This is a genomic window from Novosphingobium sp. LASN5T (genome assembly GCF_003856955.1).
Lineage (GTDB): Bacteria > Pseudomonadota > Alphaproteobacteria > Sphingomonadales > Sphingomonadaceae > Novosphingobium.
On record NZ_RQSI01000004.1, the window covers coordinates 103,969 to 119,622 of the forward strand.

A 15,654-nucleotide genomic window follows, 5' to 3' on the forward strand; every position below is an offset into this window, starting at 1 on the left:
GACGCTGAGCTACGCGCCTCGTCTTGCAGGAGATTGAATATGAGGACTTTTCTTGTTTCCGCCGCGGCTTCCGCACTGGCAATCGGGCTGGCCGCTCCGGCCTCGGCCGAACCCTTCAACGGGCCCTTCGTGGGCGTGCAGGCCGGTTGGAACCAGGACAAGATCGGCGGGATCAACACCGATGTCGGCGCCGTGGGCGTGAACGGCAAGAAGGATTCCTTCGAGCTGGGCGGCTTCATCGGCTATGACCACAAGATCAACCCGAAGGTCGTCGTCGGCGCCGAGGCGGGCATCAACTGGGGCATCCAGGACAACGTCTATGGCCCAGGCGTCACCATCGATCCGAAGCGCTCGATCGATCTGACCGTCCGCGCGGGCTACCTCGTCAACGACAAGACGCTGGTCTATGCCCGTGGCGGCTATTCCAGCATCCGCGCCCGCACCTATCTGGCCAATGTCAACGCGGGCGAAGACCGTGACGCATGGGTCGTCGGTGGCGGCGTGGAACGCTCGCTGACGCCGCATTTCTCGACCCGGCTCGAATACCGCTACAACGATGCGAGCCAGGGCACCGGCAAGTGGGATCGTCATCAGGTCCTGGCCGGCGTGGCCTATCGCTTCTGAACACCTCCCGGAAGTGTCTTGCGGGGCGCTTCCGGGCCTTTCCCGCGAAGGCTGGTTCGCGGGCGTGATAAAGCCGGGGCGCCGCTGGGCGACCCGGCTTTATGATTGTTTGCAAGGCACAATTGCGCCAGTCGGCCGCTCGCCCGTTCATGCTCGACAGGCCCAGCATGAACGGTTACGCCCTCCGCAGGTGCGAAAGGGCGGCCATGAAGCTCATCATCGGGAACAAGAACTATTCGAGCTGGTCGCTGCGGGGCTGGCTGGCCTGCAAGCAATCGGGCCTGGCGTTCGAGGAAATCACGGTACCGCTCTATGGCGAGGACTGGGACGAGGCCCGCAAGGCCGAGGATCTCGCGCCCTCGTCGGGCAAGGTGCCGATCCTGTGGGACGGTGACGGGCCGGATGGCGCGGTGGTGTGGGACAGTCTGGCCATCATCGAATACCTGGCCGACAAGGTGGGGCGCGAACGGTTCTGGCCCCGCGCGGATGATGCGCGGGCCATGGCGCGGTCGATGGTCGCCGAAATGCATTCCAGCTACTTGCCGCTGCGCCGCCAACTGCCGATGAACATCCGCAAGCGGAGGCAGGGCGTGGCCGTGACCGACGAGGTGCGGGCGGACATCGTGCGCATCCTTACCCTGTGGGCCGAAGCGCGGGCGCGTTTTGGCAAGGGGGGGCCGTTCCTGTTCGGCACGTTCAGCGCGGCTGACATCATCTACGCGCCGGTCGTCTCGCGCTTCCTCAGCTATGGCGTGCCGGTGCCCGGCTTCGCCGTGGCCTATATGCAGGCGATCTGGGATCACGAATGGGTGCGGGCCTGGGTGGCCGCCGCCAGCGAGGAGGAATGGACGATCGAACAGTTCGACGGGCCTTCCGCCGCCGCGTGATTGCGGATGGTTCCCGGCTCGCCAAGCGCGCGGGCATCGCGTAAGGCCGCGTCGATGACCACCGATCCCGTCCTTCTCGCCGAACGCCTGATCGAATGCCCCAGCGTCACGCCGGCCGCCGGGCTGGTGTTCGATGCACTTCAGGCGATGCTCGAACCGCTGGGGTTCGCGGTGCACCGCTTCATCGCTGGCGATCCGCCGGACGGGCCGGTGGAAAACCTCTTCGCGATCCGCGAGGGGCCGCCGGGCAGCCGCCACTTCGCCTTCGCGGGGCATGTCGACGTAGTGCCGCCGGGCGAGGGCTGGAGCAGCGCGCCTTTCGTGGCGGAACGGCGCGGCGATCTGCTGTACGGGCGCGGCGCGGTGGACATGAAAGGCTCGATCGCGGCGATGGTGGCGGCGGTATCCGCCATTCCGGCCGAGGCCGGCACGATCAGCTTCATCATCACCGGGGACGAGGAAGGCCCGGCCCGCTTTGGCACCGTGGCCCTGATCGAACACATGAACGCGGTGGGCGCGCAGCCCGATCTGTGCCTGGTGGGCGAGCCGACCTCGGTCCACCGGCTGGGCGATACGGTGAAGATCGGGCGGCGCGGATCGGTCAACCTGTGGCTGACGGCGCGCGGGGCGCAAGGCCATGTCGCCTATCCCCATCTCGCCGACAATCCCTGCCCGCGCCTGGTGGCGATGCTGGCCGAGCTGGACGCGCTGGAGCTGGATCAGGGCAGCGACTGGTTCCAGCCTTCGAACCTGGAAATCACCGACATCACCGTGGGCAACCCGGCGACCAACGTCATCCCGGCGCAGGCCACCGCGCGGCTCTCGATCCGGTTCAACGATCTCCATTCGGGCGAGCAACTGGTCGGCCGGGTCAACGCTATCGGTGAACGGCACCGCGTCGAAGTTCATGCGGTGATCTCGGGCGAAAGCTTCATCACGCTGCCCGGCGCGTTCTCGGCACTGCTGAGCGAGGCGATCGCGGCGGAAACCGGCCTTGCGCCCGAGCTTTCCACCAGCGGGGGAACATCGGATGCACGGTTCCTGCGCGCGGTTTGTCCGGTGATCGAATTCGGCCTGTGCAACGCGACGATGCACAAGACGGACGAGGCGGTGGCGATGGAAGACCTGGCCGTGCTGACCCGCATCTACGATCGCGTGGTGCGCGCGGCGCTGGCCTGACTACCGAACCTGACTGGCCACGGCCTTACCGCGCGCGGCGCAGGACGATGTAGACCGCGCCGCTGCCGCCGTGGCGCTGTTGCGCGGGGCGGACGGCGGCGATCCTTTCGGCATAGGGGCTGGCCGCCAGCCAGTCGAGCAGCTTGGCGCGGATCGCCCCGCGCCGTTCGCCGCGTCCGTCGGTGCTGTGGAAGCCATGGTCGTCGCGCGGCCGGTGCTTGCCCGCGACCAGCAGGATCACGCGCGCGCCCATCGCCAGTGCCTGCCCCACGCCGTTGACGAGACGGCCATGCGCCGCGTCCAGCCCCATGCCGTGCAGGTCGATCGTCACGTCCGGATCGATCGTGCCGCGCGCCAGCTTGCGATCCCAGCTCGAATCGAGCCCGTTGCGGGTCGGCGGCGGGGGAGCGGCTGCCGGTGCCGGAGCCGGAACGGGCCGGGGCGGTGGCACACGGCCTTTCGCCTTCCGGACCGGTGCGGGCGGCGCGGAAACGGGCGTGTCCGCCGCGTCCGGCGATGGCAGTGGCGCGCGCCGGGCAGGATGCAGCGGCGTGACCGTTTCGGCCACCTTGCGCCAGAGCGCCGCTTCTTCGGGCGACAGGCCGCGCGGCGGTTTCATCGGCGCCCCAGCCGCTCCAGCGTGCCGCGTGGCAGCAGCAGCAGCGCTTCGCCATGCGCGCTCATCCCGCCGGCGATGGTCGCGGCGTCCGCGCCGGCACCCCAGAAGCTGTCGAAGCGGTTGGCGCCCCGGATCGCGCCGCCAGTATCCTGCGCCACCCACAGGCCGTTGGTTTCCGGCCGGTCGGTGCGGAGCCACACCGGCGCGCCCAGTGGGACGAAGGCCGGATCGGCGGCGAGCGTGGTCCTGCCGCTGATCGGCACGGACAGCGCGCCGACCGGGCCGGGGCCGGTGAGTTCGCGGAAGAAGATCCAGCTCGCGTTCTGGCGCATCAGCGCATGGCCTTCGGCGGGATGATCGCGCAGGTACTGGACGATGCCCTGCATTGATCCGGGGTACTGGCCCGGTCCGGTTCCGATCAGGCCGCGATCGCGCATCAGAGATCCGATCCCGGTGTAGTCCAGCCCGTTCTGTCCGGCATAACCCAGCCGGATGACGGAGCCATCGGGCGCGCGCAGCCGCCCCGATCCTTGAATCTGAAGGAAGAAGAACGCGATCGGGTCGGCCGCCCAGGCCAGTTCCAGTCCCCTGCCGGCGAGCGCGCCGTCCTCGATTTCGGCGCGGCTGTAATAGGGCACGAACCGCCCGCTCTCGTCATAGCGGCCCTTGGGCTGCAGCCCGTCGGGCAGGGGCGGAGCATCGCCGGGCTTTGCGCGGACAAGGTCCGGCGGCAGGCTATAGACGGGAACGTCGAATCCCGGCTGACGCGTGCGCACCCCGGCGATTTCCGGTTCGTAATAGCCGGTGACGAACGCCGATCCGTCGGCGATCTTCGCGGTCTCGAAGAACGTGGCAAAAAAGCGCCGCGCGTCGGCGGCGGGCCAGCCGGGGGCGGCGTTGCAGGCGTCCGACCAGTCCTGCGGGCGGGTGAGGCCGCTGGTATCGGCCCGGGCCACAAGGCGCGGGCAACTGGTGACGAAGGCCGCGAGCGCGTCGGACGCTCTCCCCGCGTCCATGCCCAGCGATCCGGGGTGGGGGCCAGGGATGAGGGTGGACGACGCGGCAGTGGTGCCGACGGGCGGTACAGGGGGAGGCGTGGTTCCCGGGATCAGCCGCACGCACCCGCTCAGCAGGGCCAGTGCCAGAAGCAGGCCCGCCGTGCGGCGCCGCAGCATGGGAAATTACCCCTCGTCGGTTTCGTCGAGCAGCCAGTCCGGATCGCGCGAGGTCAGATCGCGCGAGAACGTCCACAGGTCGCGGCTTTCGATCGCGTCATCAAGCGAGCCGGCCACCACCACGCCATCGGCATTGCGGGTAACCGACGCGATATCCGCAGTGAAGCGGACCGTGATGCGGGCAACTGGCGCGTCGAACGATGCGGAAACGATCTTCGCTTCCTCGATTCGGATCAGGCGCGAATCGAGCGTTTCGCCTGCGGCGAGGCGCGCATCGATCGCAGCGGCGAAGCCTTCGTAGACATCGCGGTCGCACAACTGGCCGAGCGCTTCCTTGTCGCCGCGCCAGAACGCTTCCAGCACCATGCCATAAGCGCCGCGCGCACCCACCAGGAAAAGGCCGACATCGAACCGGCGGTCGGCGCCGATGATGGCCCGAATGCCGGCCTCTGCCGATTGGTCGAATCCTGTGAACTCAACGGGTTGTGCGGTCTGCGGGCGGAGGGCGACCGTCGCCTTTTCCGGCAGCTTGGGCGCCAGGGTGCGCGGCGCGCTGGACGGATCGGGCTGTTCCACACGGCGGCGCAGCGGTTCCTCGTTCTGTTCCGGACGGCGACCCAGCACCGAATAGAGCCGGAGGCCGAGGAAAGCCGCGATCATCGCCAGAATGACAATTTCAACAACCACACTCATTGTCCCAAGAAGCGGGCGCCGGGAGCCATATCTCCCCGACGCCGGTTCATCGTGCCTCAAATAGGTACGAATTACAAATGAACAACATATGGACGACCAGCCGTTTCCGTCACGCGGCCGTTTTCGTGAAAGAGGTGTCACACGCCTGCAACGCCGCTTTCGTGCGGTTCGCAACGTCCCTGTCCCGGCCCGGATTGCCGCGCCAGCGCCATGATGCTACGCGCCCGCCGGAAAGAACCGCAATTCTTGCAGGAAAGCACGGACATGGCCGACGAAGGCAATATCATCAGCGATCTGAACCTCGGCCAGCCGGCCCCGAACGGCGAGGATACTGCGCCGGCGATCGGCCTGATCTCGCAATACGTGAAGGATCTCTCGGTCGAAAATCCGAACGCGCCGGAAAGCTACCAGTGGACGGACGCGCCGGATATCCAGATCGAATTCAACATCGGCGCGCGCAGCATCGCGCAGGACGTCCATGAGATCGAACTGAAGATCAACGTGACGTCCAAGGGCGCGCAGGGCACCGCGTTCCTGGTGGAACTGTCCTATGGCGGCCTGATCGGCATGCGCAACGTGCCCGACGATCAGGCGCATCCGTTCCTGTACGCGGAAGGCCCGCGCATCCTGTTCCCCTTCGCCCGCCGCATCATCGCCGACGCCGTGCGCGATGCCGGCTATCCGCCGCTGATGCTGGAGCCGATCGACTTCAACGGGCTCTATCTCCAGCAGCTTTCGCAGCGCCAGGCCGAGGAAGCCGGCGCGGGCGATCCGGTCGGCAACGCCTGATCCGGCGCGTGCCGGTCGGTCGGGCGGAGCCCTGAAGCGGCCATGACAAGGCCATGAACCTCCTCAAGGCCACCGGCACCATCGGCGGGCTCACGCTCGCCAGCCGCGTGCTCGGGCTGGTGCGCGACAGCCTGTTCGCGCGCTATATCGGCGCCAGCTTCGCGTCGGACGCGTTTCTGGTCGCGTTCCGCCTGCCCAACATGTTCCGCGCGCTGTTCGCGGAAGGCGCCTTCGCCTCGGCGTTCATCCCGATGTTCAACCAGAAGGTTGGCGATCCGGAAGGGCGGGGGCTGCCGGACGGGCTGCATTTCGCCGAACAGGCGCTGGCGGTGCTGCTGCCCGTGCTGCTGGCGATGACCGTGCTGCTCGAAGTGTTCGCCTGGCCGGTCACGTTCCTGCTTTCGGGCAGGTTCAACGGGGTCAGTCCCGATCAGTTCGCCTTCGCGGTGCAGCTTTCGCGGATCACGATCCCCTACCTGATGCTGATAAGCCTGGTGTCTTTGTTCGGCGGCATTCTCAATTCGCTGCACAAGTTCTGGGTCAACGCCGCCGCGCCGATCCTGCTGAACCTGACGCTGATCGCCGCGCTGCTGCTGTTCCATTCGCACGATCCGCTGGTGACCGCGCGCAACCAGGCGATCGCGGTTTCGGTTTCGGGCCTGCTCCAGCTGCTGTGGCTCGCGTGGGCCTGCCGCCAGAACGGCGTCAGCCTGCGATTGCGCCTGCCGCGCCTGAACCCGGACGTGAAGCGGCTGATGGCGCTGATCTGGCCAGCCGCCGCCGGGGCGGGCGCGGTGCAGATCAACCTCGTCATCTCGACCGCGCTGGCCGCCTCGCTGCTTGCCCACGGGTCCGTCACTTATATCTACATGGCGGACCGGCTGAACCAGTTGCCGCTGGGTCTGATCGGCATCGGCCTCGGCACCGTGCTGCTGCCCACCATTTCGCGCCAGCTTGGCGCGGGCGTGGAGGCGGAGGCGATGGAAACGCAGAACCGGGGCATGGAGCTGGCGCTGCTGCTGACGCTGCCGGCTACGGTCGCGCTGGTGGTCAGCGGCGAGCCGATCGCGGCCGCGCTGTTCGGCTATGGCCGCTATACGGCAGAGGACACGCACTTCACCGCGCAGGCGCTGGCGGCCTTCTCGATCGGCCTGCCGAGCTACATCCTGGTCAAGGTGCTGACGCCCGGCTTCTATGCCCGGCAGGATACGAAGACGCCGGTGCGCTATGCCACGCTGTCGATGGTGGTGAACCTGGTTGGCAACCTGCTGCTGATCGTGCCGCTCAAGCACATCGGGCCGCCGCTGGCGACGGCGCTGGCGTCCACCGTGAACGTCTGGCTGCTCTATCGCACGCTGGTCGCGCGCGGGCATTTCGCCGCCGACGCGCGCCTGCGGCGGCGGGCGCCCCGGCTGGCGCTGGCGGCGCTGGCGATGGGCGTGGTGCTGTGGCTGACGCAGGATGCGCTGACGCCCTACGTCCACGGGACGTGGATGGTGCGCTGCCTGGCGCTGGCCGCACTGGTTTCGGCGGGCGGCGTCGTCTATGGGCTCGCCACCGTCCTGCTCGGGGCATTCTCGAAGGACGACCTGCGGCTTCTCCTGCGGCGCAGGCGCACCACATAAGGCACGTTCCATGCGTATCGTTTCCGGTATCCAGCCCACGGGCAATCTTCACCTCGGCAATTACCTGGGTGCGATCCGGAACTGGGTGCGGATGCAGGACGAATGGACCGCCAAGGGCGCGACCTGCCTCTATTTCCTGGCCGACCTCCACGCCATTTCCATGCCGCACACCCCGGCGGAACTCGCTTCCAACACGCGCGAGATGGTGGCCGCGCTGGTTTCCTGCGGGATCGATCCGGACCGGTCGATCCTGTTCAACCAGGCGCAGGTGCCCCAGCATGCCGAACTGCAATGGCTGCTGAACGGCACCGCGCGCATGGGCTGGCTGAACCGCATGACGCAGTGGAAGGACAAGGCCGGCAAGAACCGCGAAGGCGCGTCGGTGGCGCTGTTCACCTATCCGGTGCTGCAGGCGGCGGACGTGCTGCTCTACCAGGCGACTCACGTCCCCGTGGGCGAAGACCAGAAGCAGCACCTCGAACTGGCGCGCGACGTGGCGCAGAAGTTCAACAACGACTTCGCATCGGAAGAAGCGCCGGTGTTCACCCTGCCCGAACCGATCATCCCGCCCGAAGCGGCGCGGATCATGAGCCTGCGCGATGGTTCGGCCAAGATGTCCAAGTCCGATCCTTCGGACATGAGCCGCATCAACCTGACCGATGACGCCGACGCGATCATGCAGAAGGTGAAGAAGGCCCGGACCGACCCGGAACCGCTGCCCGGCGAGGTCGAAGGGCTGGCCGGGCGCGCCGAGGCGGCGAACCTCGTGGGCATCTACGCGACGATGGCCGGCGTCACTGCCGCCGATGTCCTGCGCGATTTCGCGGGGCAGGGCTTCGGCGCGTTCAAGCCGGCGCTGGGCGAACTGCTGGTCGAGAAGCTGGCGCCGATGGCGGCCCGCTACCGCGAACTGCGCGAGGATCGCGCGGCGCTCGACGCCATCCTGCGCAAGGGCGCGGAAAAGGCGCGGGCGCTGGCGGTGCCGACGCTGGACGCGGCTTACGCGGCGCTGGGGCTGGTACGCTGACGGGTGCGAACCGGGGGCTGTCCCGTGGTGGAACAGCCCCCGGTTCGGACCATAAGTTTCCCGCCGGTCACGAAATGTTTCGGCGCCATTCAACGCGCATTCAGCACCTCCCGGCTATCGGGATGTCGTGCTAAGACAGGTGCGTCCGCCTGAACGGGGGCAGCCGGGCCGCTCACAGGAGTCGCGTTGAATGAACAAGAATACCAAGCGGAATCGCGGACTTGCCTTGGTTGCCGTGCCGCTGCTTCTCGCCAGTCTGGGAGGCTGCGCATCGACCTTTGACGCCAAGGTCTCCCGTTTCCAGAGCCAGTTGCCCGCCCCGGCCGGACAGACGTTCGCGATCGTTGCCGAAAACCCGCGCAACCAAGGCGGTCTGGAGTTTTCGCAATACGCCTCGCTGGTCGCGGCGCAGTTGCAGAAGGTGGGCTACGTGCCTGCCGCCAGCCCCGACAATGCCGACCTGATCGTCCACTTCGACTATGGCGTCGACCAGGGGCGCGATCGCGTGCGCACCACCGGCGTCGGCCCGGATCCGTTCTGGGGGCCGTGGTACGGCGGCTATGGCCCGGGCTTCTGGGGCCGTGGCGGCTTTTACGGTGGCGGCGGTTTCTATGGTCGTCGCGGCTGGGGTTACGGCTGGTACGATCCGTTCTTCTGGGGCGGCGGCTACAACTCTGTCGATGTGGTGACCGTCTATACCAGCGGGATCGACCTCAAGATCGACAGCCGCGCCGATGGCAAGCGCCTGTTCGAGGGCAAGGCCGAGGCAGCCTCGCAATCGAACCGTCTGCCCTATCTGGTGCCGAACCTGGTCGAAGCGATGTTCACCGATTTCCCCGGCCACAACGGCGAAACGCTGCGCATCTCGGTCGCGCCCGAGAAGAAGACGGTCAAGCAGGTCAAGTAACCGGCCGGCCCTTCCCGCCCACGCGGGGAGGGCCGCCCTATCGCGCGCCGAACAGCGCGCTGCCGATGCGCACGTGCGTCGCGCCCAGCATGATCGCGGTCTCGAAATCGTCGCTCATGCCCATCGAGCGGCCGGGAAGGCCGTTGTCTTCCGCCAGCTTGTCGAGCAGCGCGAAGAACGGCGCGGGTTCGATCCCCGCCGGCGGCACGCACATCAGCCCCGCCAGTGGCAGATTGGCCGTCCGCGCCTCCGTCAGCAGCGCCGGCAGGTCCGCGATCGCGCATCCGCCCTTCTGCTCCTCTTCCCCGATGTTGACCTGCACGAAGCAGGGCAGCCGTCGGCCGACCTTGTCCATCGCCCGGGCCAGCGCGGAGACGAGGCTTGGCCGGTCGAGCGAATGGATGCAGTCGAACAGCCGCACCGCGTCCTCGGCCTTGTTCGACTGAAGCTGACCGACGAGGTGCAGCGCGATCTCCGGATGCGCCTCGCGGAGCGCGGGCCACTTGGCCTGCGCTTCCTGCACCCGGTTTTCGCCGAACACAGTCTGTCCCTGCGCGATCAGCGGCAGGATCGCCTCGGCCGGCTTGGTCTTGGAAATGGCGACGAGCGTGACCTCGCCCGCCGGACGCCCGGCGATTCGTTCGGCCTGGGCGATGCGGGCGCGGATGTCTTCAAGCGGAGTGGCTGGCTGGCTCATGGCGCGGTGCTATAGCGCGCGCATGGCGAAGCGCTACCCCGTCCCCCGGATCCTCCTCCTCAGCGATGCGCGCAACGATGCCACGCTGGAACGCACGCTGGGCCGCCTGCCACGCGGAAGCGGGCTGGTGTTCCGGCACTACCACCTTGCACCGGCCGCGCGCCGGGTGCGATTCGGGGCGTTGCGGCGGCTTTGCCGGCGGCACGGCCACTCCATTCTCCTCTCGGGCGCGGCGGTGGAGGCGCGGGCATGGGGCGCGGACGGGGCCTATGGCGCGTCGGCGCGCCTTGGCAGGCGCACCAGCGGCCTGCGGCTGGCGACCGCGCATGATCTGGCGGAACTGCGCGATGCGGCCCGCGCCGGGGCGGATGCGGTCTTGCTTTCTCCCGTGTTCGCGACGCGCAGCCACCCCGGCGCGCGCGTGCTGGGACCGGTCCGGTTCCATTTGCTCGCGGCGCTGTCGGGCGTGCCGGTGATCGCGCTTGGCGGGCTGAACCGGCGGCGGGCGCGGCGTTTGCGCAGCCACGGCTGGGCCGCCATCGACGGCCTTTCGTGATCGTGGGACTCGCTGGATTCCCTTGGATTCTTGACGGTGACTCCCCTTCCGGCGCATGATGGGGCGAAAGGGACAAGGGTCATCATGGCATCTCGTGCAATCATTCCAGGAAGGGCGGGCGCGGATTGGCGCGCGGTTCTGCGCCGCAGCCTGCGTCGCAGCCTGGAACTGATCGGCGGCACCGCGCTGTTCGCGCTGATGCTGTTCCTGGCGCTGGCGCTGGTAAGCTACACGCAGACCGACCCTTCGGGCAGCACCGCAGCCGGCGGGCCGGTCGAAAACTGGATGGGGCTGCCCGGCGCCTGGGCGGCGGAGCGCGTGCTGATGCTGTTCGGCGCCGCTTCGGTGCTGCTACTGCCGCTGTTGTTCGTGTTTGCGCGCCGACTGTGGGAAGCGGCCGGCGACCTGATCGACGCGGACGAGGACGAAGACCCCACGTCCGATCCGGGCTGGTTGCGGCCGACCGGCCTGCTGATGGTGGCGATGGTGCTGATCGGCACGACGCTGGCGCTGGCTTTCACCGCGCCGCGATTCGGCCTGCCCGCCGGCATGGGCGGCCTTACCGGCCTGATCGGTGCGGCGGCGGTGCGCGCCGTCGCCCACCTTGCCGGGCCTGCCGAGGGCTGGATCATTCTTCCCGTTGCGCTGGTGGCGCTGTGCGTTGGCGCGCTGATCGCGGGGCGGGTGTTCGCGTTCGACTGGGCACGCATGTTCCGCCTCCCGCGTCTGCTGCCGGTCCGCGCGCCGCAGGCGGCGGATGGTGCGGATGCCCCTGCGACGCCCGTTTCCAGAAAGGAAAAGGCCGAGCGGCGCGAGGCGTCGACGGTTACGCCGTCAACCCCGCTGGATGTCGAAACCGCGATTGCGCCGCGCCGGCCGACCGAAATTACCGATCCATCGCGCGCGACGGCGCCCGCCACTTTCAACGCCAAGGCGCGGCAGGGCGACCTGTTTTCGGAATACGAGCTGCCGGGCCTTGACCTGCTGGTCGAAGCGCCGGCGAGTGCGCAGCCGAAGATCGACAAGCTGGCGCTGGAACGCAACGCGCGCCTGCTCGAGAACGTGCTCGACGATTTCAACGTGAAGGGCGAGATCGCCGCCGTCCGCACCGGGCCGGTGGTGACGATGTACGAACTGGAGCCGGCCCCCGGCATCAAGGCCAGCCGCGTGATCGGCCTGGCGGACGACATCGCCCGCAACATGAGCGCGATTTCGGCGCGCGTGTCCTCGATCCCTGGCCGCACGGTGATGGGAATCGAGCTGCCCAACGCCGTGCGCGACATGGTCTCGTTCCGCGAGATCGTGGCTTGCGACAAGTTCGTCGATGCGAAGGCGCTGTTGCCGATCATCCTGGGCAAGGACATCGCGGGGGAACCGGTGGTGGCCGATCTCGCCACCATGCCGCACCTGCTGGTCGCCGGCACCACCGGCTCGGGCAAATCGGTCGGCCTCAACTGCATCCTGCTCTCGCTGCTCTACCGGCTCACGCCGCAGCAGTGCCGCCTGATCCTCGTCGATCCCAAGGTGCTCGAACTCAAGAGCTACGACGACATTCCGCACCTGCTCTCGCCCGTGGTGACCGAGCCGGCCAAGGCCGTGCGCGCGCTGAAATGGGCGGTGGAGGAAATGGAGCGGCGCTACCGCATGATGTCCTCGGTGGGCGTGCGCAACCTGACCGGCTTCAACGAGAAGGTCCGCACCGCCGAAGCCAAGGGCAAGCCGCTGGGCCGGCGAATCCAGGTGGGCTTCGATCCCGATACCGGCGAGGAACTGTTCGAGGAACAGCAGCTCGACTACAAGACGCTGCCGCAGATCGTGGTCATCGTCGACGAACTGGCCGACCTGATGGTCACCGTCGGCAAGGAAATCGAAGTGCTGATCCAGCGGCTTTCGCAGAAGAGCCGCGCGGCGGGTATCCACCTGATCATGGCGACGCAGCGCCCGTCGGTGGACGTCATCACTGGCGTCATCAAGGCCAACCTGCCCACGCGCATCAGCTTCGCCGTCACCAGCCGCATCGACAGCCGCACCATCCTGGGCGAACAGGGCGCCGAGCAGCTGCTGGGCAAGGGCGACATGCTCTACAAGCCCAACACCGACCCGATCAAACGCGTCCACGGCCCGTTCGTGTCGGACGAGGAAGTGGAACGCGTGGCCGACCACTGGCGCGCCCAGGGATCGCCCGAATACGTCGATTCGGTCACCGAGGAACCGGAAGACGGCGGCTTCGGCTTCGACGACATCGATGCTGCGTCCGACAATCCGGAAGACCGCAAGTACCGGCAGGTCTGCCAGCTGGTGTTCGAAAGCCAGAAGGCTTCGGCCAGCTGGATCCAGCGCCAGATGGGCGTGGGCTACAACACCGCTTCGAAATGGATCGAGCGGATGGAAGCCGACGGTCTGGTCGGCCCCGCCAACCATGTCGGCCGGCGCGAGATATACCGCGATCGCGACGGCAACCCGCTTTAGGACCGGCCTTTATTTTCCGCCATCGTCATTGCGAGGGGCGAAGCCCCGTGGCAATCCAGAGCCGCACCCGACACCCTGGATTGCTTCGCTAACGCTCGCAATGACGACGTTATCAAGTTCCCGGTATTGGCGCCGGGGTCTGACCGCGACTGCCCGCACTTAAGCGAGTCTTAAAGGTTTCCGCGTATTAACCCCTATCAGTGCGGCGAAGTCCGTTGGTCGTTGGGGGGCGGTCGCAAGGGATAACGCACGTCGTCGAAAGGCGAGTGGTTGTCATGGAAGCTCTGACCCAGTGCTGGTTCACCCGCGTTCACCAACCCGAACGCAAGCGTCATCGCGAGCCCGACGGTTCGGTCAGCAGCCTGTGCCGGCATTGCCATCGGCCGATCACCAGCTGGAACCGCCTGAACTGGTTCCTGGCCGGTGGCTTCAACGTCACGCGGCTGGCGGAAAGCGCGGCGCGCTTCATCACCGTGCTGGATCGCGAGGACGACTATATCGTCGCCCGCTATCCGGTGGCGCATCTGCCCGATGAAGCGGCGGTCGATGCGTTCAAGCTGCAGTTGCGCGAAGAACACGGGATGAACGAGCCGGGCAGCTCGCTGGTGCTGGTCGACAGCGGCCGCAAGAAGCGGGGCCGCAAGGTCTCGCCGCCGGCCGATGTCAGCGATGCGGAACCGGATAGCCCGCAAAGCGCTTGATCTGCCGCAGCGAAAAGCTGGACCGCATCGCGGAAACGCCGGGCAGCCGGGCCAGGCAATCGCGATGGATGCGGTCGTACTGGGCGAGATCGGCGGCGGCGACGCGCAGCAGGTAATCAGCCGATCCTGACATCAGGTGGCATTCCAGAATGTCGTCGAAATCGCCCACCGCCTGTTCGAAGCGGTCCATCGCCTCGCGGCTCTGGCTGGTCAGCGTGATCTCGACGAAGACGAGCATGGTCAGTCCCAGCCGGGCCGGATCGATGCGCGCGCTGTAGCCGGCGATGATCCCCTGCGCCTGCAGCGCGTGAATGCGCCTATGACAGGCGGACGGCGAGAGCGCGGTCACCTCCGCAAGCTCCGCGATGGATCGCGACGAATCGCGCTGCAGCGCTTCAATCAGGGCGACGTCCGCTCGATCCATGCGAAAATTTCCCGCGCAAGGGTTCTAAATCGGGAAATATCATTATCGCGAACGGTTCGGAAGATACATTCTGGTGAAACTTTCTACGCATTCCGGCGTAATCTTTGCAGGACTTTCGACCCTGCGGGAGAACTCCGATGCGCGTAGGTACCGTCCGCGAAATCAAGAATCATGAATACCGTGTCGGCCTGACGCCCGAGAGCGTGCGCGAACTTGCCGCCCATGGCCATGACGTCTGGGTGGAACAGGGCGCGGGCCTGGGCATCGGCGCCACCGACCGCGATTACGAGGCGGCCGGCGCGGTGATCCAGCCCGATGCCCGCGCGGTGTTCGACGGCTGCGAAATGATCGTGAAGGTAAAGGAACCGCAGGCGATCGAACGCGCGATGCTGCGCGAAGGCCAGATCCTCTACACCTATCTGCACCTTGCCCCCGATCCCGAACAGACCGCGGATCTCGTGCGTTCGGGCGTGACCGCGATCGCCTATGAGACGGTGACCGGCGCCGGCAACACGCTGCCGCTGCTCAAGCCAATGAGCCAGGTGGCCGGGCGTATGTCGATCCAGGCCGGCGCCACCGCGCTGGAAAAGGCGCATGGCGGGCGCGGTGTGCTGCTGGGCGGCGTGCCGGGGGTGATGCCGGGCAAGGTCGCGGTGATCGGCGGCGGCGTGGTCGGCTTCAACGCGGCGCAGATGGCGGTGGGGCTGGGCGCGGACGTGACCATTCTCGATCGCGATCCCGAAGCGCTCGAACGGCTGGGCATCCATTTCGAAAGCCGGGCCAAGACCCGCTTTTCCAACACGGCCAACCTTGCCGAGAGCGTGGCCGAGGCCGACCTCGTGATCGGCGCGGTGCTGATCCCCGGCGCGGCTGCGCCCAAGCTGGTGACGCGCGCCATGCTCGGCACGATGAAGCCCGGCGCGGTGCTGGTGGACGTGGCGATCGACCAGGGCGGTTGCTTCGAGACCAGCCATGCCACGACCCATGCCGAGCCGACCTATCTGGTCGATGGCATCGTCCACTATTGCGTGGCCAACATGCCTGGCGCGGTGGCGCGGACCAGCACCTATGCGCTGAACAACGTGACCCTGCCCCATGCGCTGCGCATCGCCGATCTGGGCTGGCGCGCGGCGCTGCGCGCCGATCCCCACCTTGCCGCCGGGCTGAACGTCCATGCCGGCAAGGTCACGTTCGAGGCTGTGGCGCGCGAACTGGGTTACGAATTCGTGTCTTCCGCCGAAATTCTTCACTGAGTTAACGCCCTTATAACGTCATGGGCTTA

General features: G+C 67.4%; 16 protein-coding genes. 11 read left to right on the plus strand and 5 right to left on the minus strand.

Features of this window, described 5'->3' with window-relative positions; translation table 11 throughout:
- Window positions 1–39 precede the first annotated feature (39 nt).
- From EH199_RS04845 to dapE, 3 genes are all read left to right on the plus strand, one after another.
- Window positions 40–624, plus strand: coding sequence for an outer membrane protein (locus EH199_RS04845; protein ID WP_124808142.1), 585 nt, complete (start codon window positions 40–42; stop codon window positions 622–624).
- 206 nt (window positions 625–830) lie between these two features.
- Window positions 831–1,511, plus strand: a complete 681-nt coding sequence (locus tag EH199_RS04850) for a glutathione S-transferase family protein (protein WP_124808143.1) — start codon at window positions 831–833, stop codon at window positions 1,509–1,511.
- A gap of 54 nt (window positions 1,512–1,565) precedes the next feature.
- Window positions 1,566–2,690 (plus strand): succinyl-diaminopimelate desuccinylase, encoded by a 1,125-nt coding sequence (gene dapE / locus EH199_RS04855; protein ID WP_124808144.1) that lies wholly within the window; start codon window positions 1,566–1,568, stop codon window positions 2,688–2,690.
- A 25-nt stretch (window positions 2,691–2,715) separates the two neighbouring features.
- Here the strand turns inward: dapE and EH199_RS04860 are convergent, their stop codons facing one another.
- The 3 genes from EH199_RS04860 to EH199_RS04870 are packed head-to-tail and all read right to left on the minus strand — an operon-like array spanning window position 2,716 to window position 5,171.
- The gene (locus EH199_RS04860) at window positions 2,716–3,309 is read right to left on the minus strand and encodes a Smr/MutS family protein (RefSeq protein ID WP_124808145.1); all 594 of its coding nucleotides are present in this window, start codon (window positions 3,307–3,309) and stop codon (window positions 2,716–2,718) included.
- Complete coding sequence (locus tag EH199_RS04865) at window positions 3,306–4,484, minus strand: murein transglycosylase A (protein WP_190287134.1); 1,179 nt, start codon at window positions 4,482–4,484, stop codon at window positions 3,306–3,308. The genes EH199_RS04860 and EH199_RS04865 overlap by 4 nt, the downstream gene beginning before the upstream one ends.
- A gap of 6 nt (window positions 4,485–4,490) precedes the next feature.
- Entirely contained in the window at window positions 4,491–5,171 is a 681-nt protein-coding gene (locus EH199_RS04870; RefSeq protein ID WP_148092131.1) for a Tim44/TimA family putative adaptor protein, read from the minus strand.
- 270 nt (window positions 5,172–5,441) lie between these two features.
- On the opposite strand from EH199_RS04870, the gene secB reads away from it, so the two are divergent.
- From secB to EH199_RS04890, 4 genes are all read left to right on the plus strand, one after another.
- Entirely contained in the window at window positions 5,442–5,966 is a 525-nt protein-coding gene (secB, locus tag EH199_RS04875) for a protein-export chaperone SecB (RefSeq protein WP_124808147.1), read from the plus strand.
- 53 nt (window positions 5,967–6,019) lie between these two features.
- Complete coding sequence (gene murJ, locus EH199_RS04880) at window positions 6,020–7,591, plus strand: murein biosynthesis integral membrane protein MurJ (RefSeq protein ID WP_124808148.1); 1,572 nt, start codon at window positions 6,020–6,022, stop codon at window positions 7,589–7,591.
- Window positions 7,592–7,601: 10 nt separating this feature from the next.
- On the plus strand, window positions 7,602–8,618 hold the full coding sequence (gene trpS, locus EH199_RS04885; protein ID WP_124808149.1) for a tryptophan--tRNA ligase: 1,017 nt from the start codon (window positions 7,602–7,604) through the stop codon (window positions 8,616–8,618).
- A gap of 190 nt (window positions 8,619–8,808) precedes the next feature.
- Entirely contained in the window at window positions 8,809–9,525 is a 717-nt protein-coding gene (locus EH199_RS04890; protein WP_124808150.1) for a DUF4136 domain-containing protein, read from the plus strand.
- A gap of 37 nt (window positions 9,526–9,562) precedes the next feature.
- Here the strand turns inward: EH199_RS04890 and EH199_RS04895 are convergent, their stop codons facing one another.
- Window positions 9,563–10,222 carry a YggS family pyridoxal phosphate-dependent enzyme gene (locus tag EH199_RS04895; RefSeq protein WP_124808151.1) on the minus strand — a complete coding sequence of 220 codons (660 nt, stop codon included), beginning with the start codon at window positions 10,220–10,222 and terminating at the stop codon, window positions 9,563–9,565.
- A gap of 22 nt (window positions 10,223–10,244) precedes the next feature.
- On the opposite strand from EH199_RS04895, the gene EH199_RS04900 reads away from it, so the two are divergent.
- From EH199_RS04900 to EH199_RS04910, 3 genes are all read left to right on the plus strand, one after another.
- Complete coding sequence (locus tag EH199_RS04900) at window positions 10,245–10,778, plus strand: thiamine phosphate synthase (protein ID WP_223806473.1); 534 nt, start codon at window positions 10,245–10,247, stop codon at window positions 10,776–10,778.
- Window positions 10,779–10,862: 84 nt separating this feature from the next.
- A complete protein-coding gene (locus EH199_RS04905; RefSeq protein WP_124808153.1) occupies window positions 10,863–13,247 on the plus strand; it encodes a DNA translocase FtsK 4TM domain-containing protein in 2,385 nt (794 codons plus the stop codon).
- A 275-nt stretch (window positions 13,248–13,522) separates the two neighbouring features.
- Complete coding sequence (locus EH199_RS04910) at window positions 13,523–13,948, plus strand: hypothetical protein (protein WP_124808154.1); 426 nt, start codon at window positions 13,523–13,525, stop codon at window positions 13,946–13,948.
- Here the strand turns inward: EH199_RS04910 and EH199_RS04915 are convergent.
- Entirely contained in the window at window positions 13,911–14,372 is a 462-nt protein-coding gene (locus EH199_RS04915) for an Lrp/AsnC family transcriptional regulator (RefSeq protein ID WP_124808155.1), read from the minus strand. The two genes, EH199_RS04910 and EH199_RS04915, sit on opposite strands and share 38 nt — an antisense overlap.
- A gap of 137 nt (window positions 14,373–14,509) precedes the next feature.
- On the opposite strand from EH199_RS04915, the gene ald reads away from it, so the two are divergent.
- Window positions 14,510–15,625, plus strand: a complete 1,116-nt coding sequence (gene ald, locus EH199_RS04920; RefSeq protein ID WP_124808156.1) for an alanine dehydrogenase — start codon at window positions 14,510–14,512, stop codon at window positions 15,623–15,625.
- The last annotated feature ends 29 nt before the right edge of the window (window positions 15,626–15,654 follow it).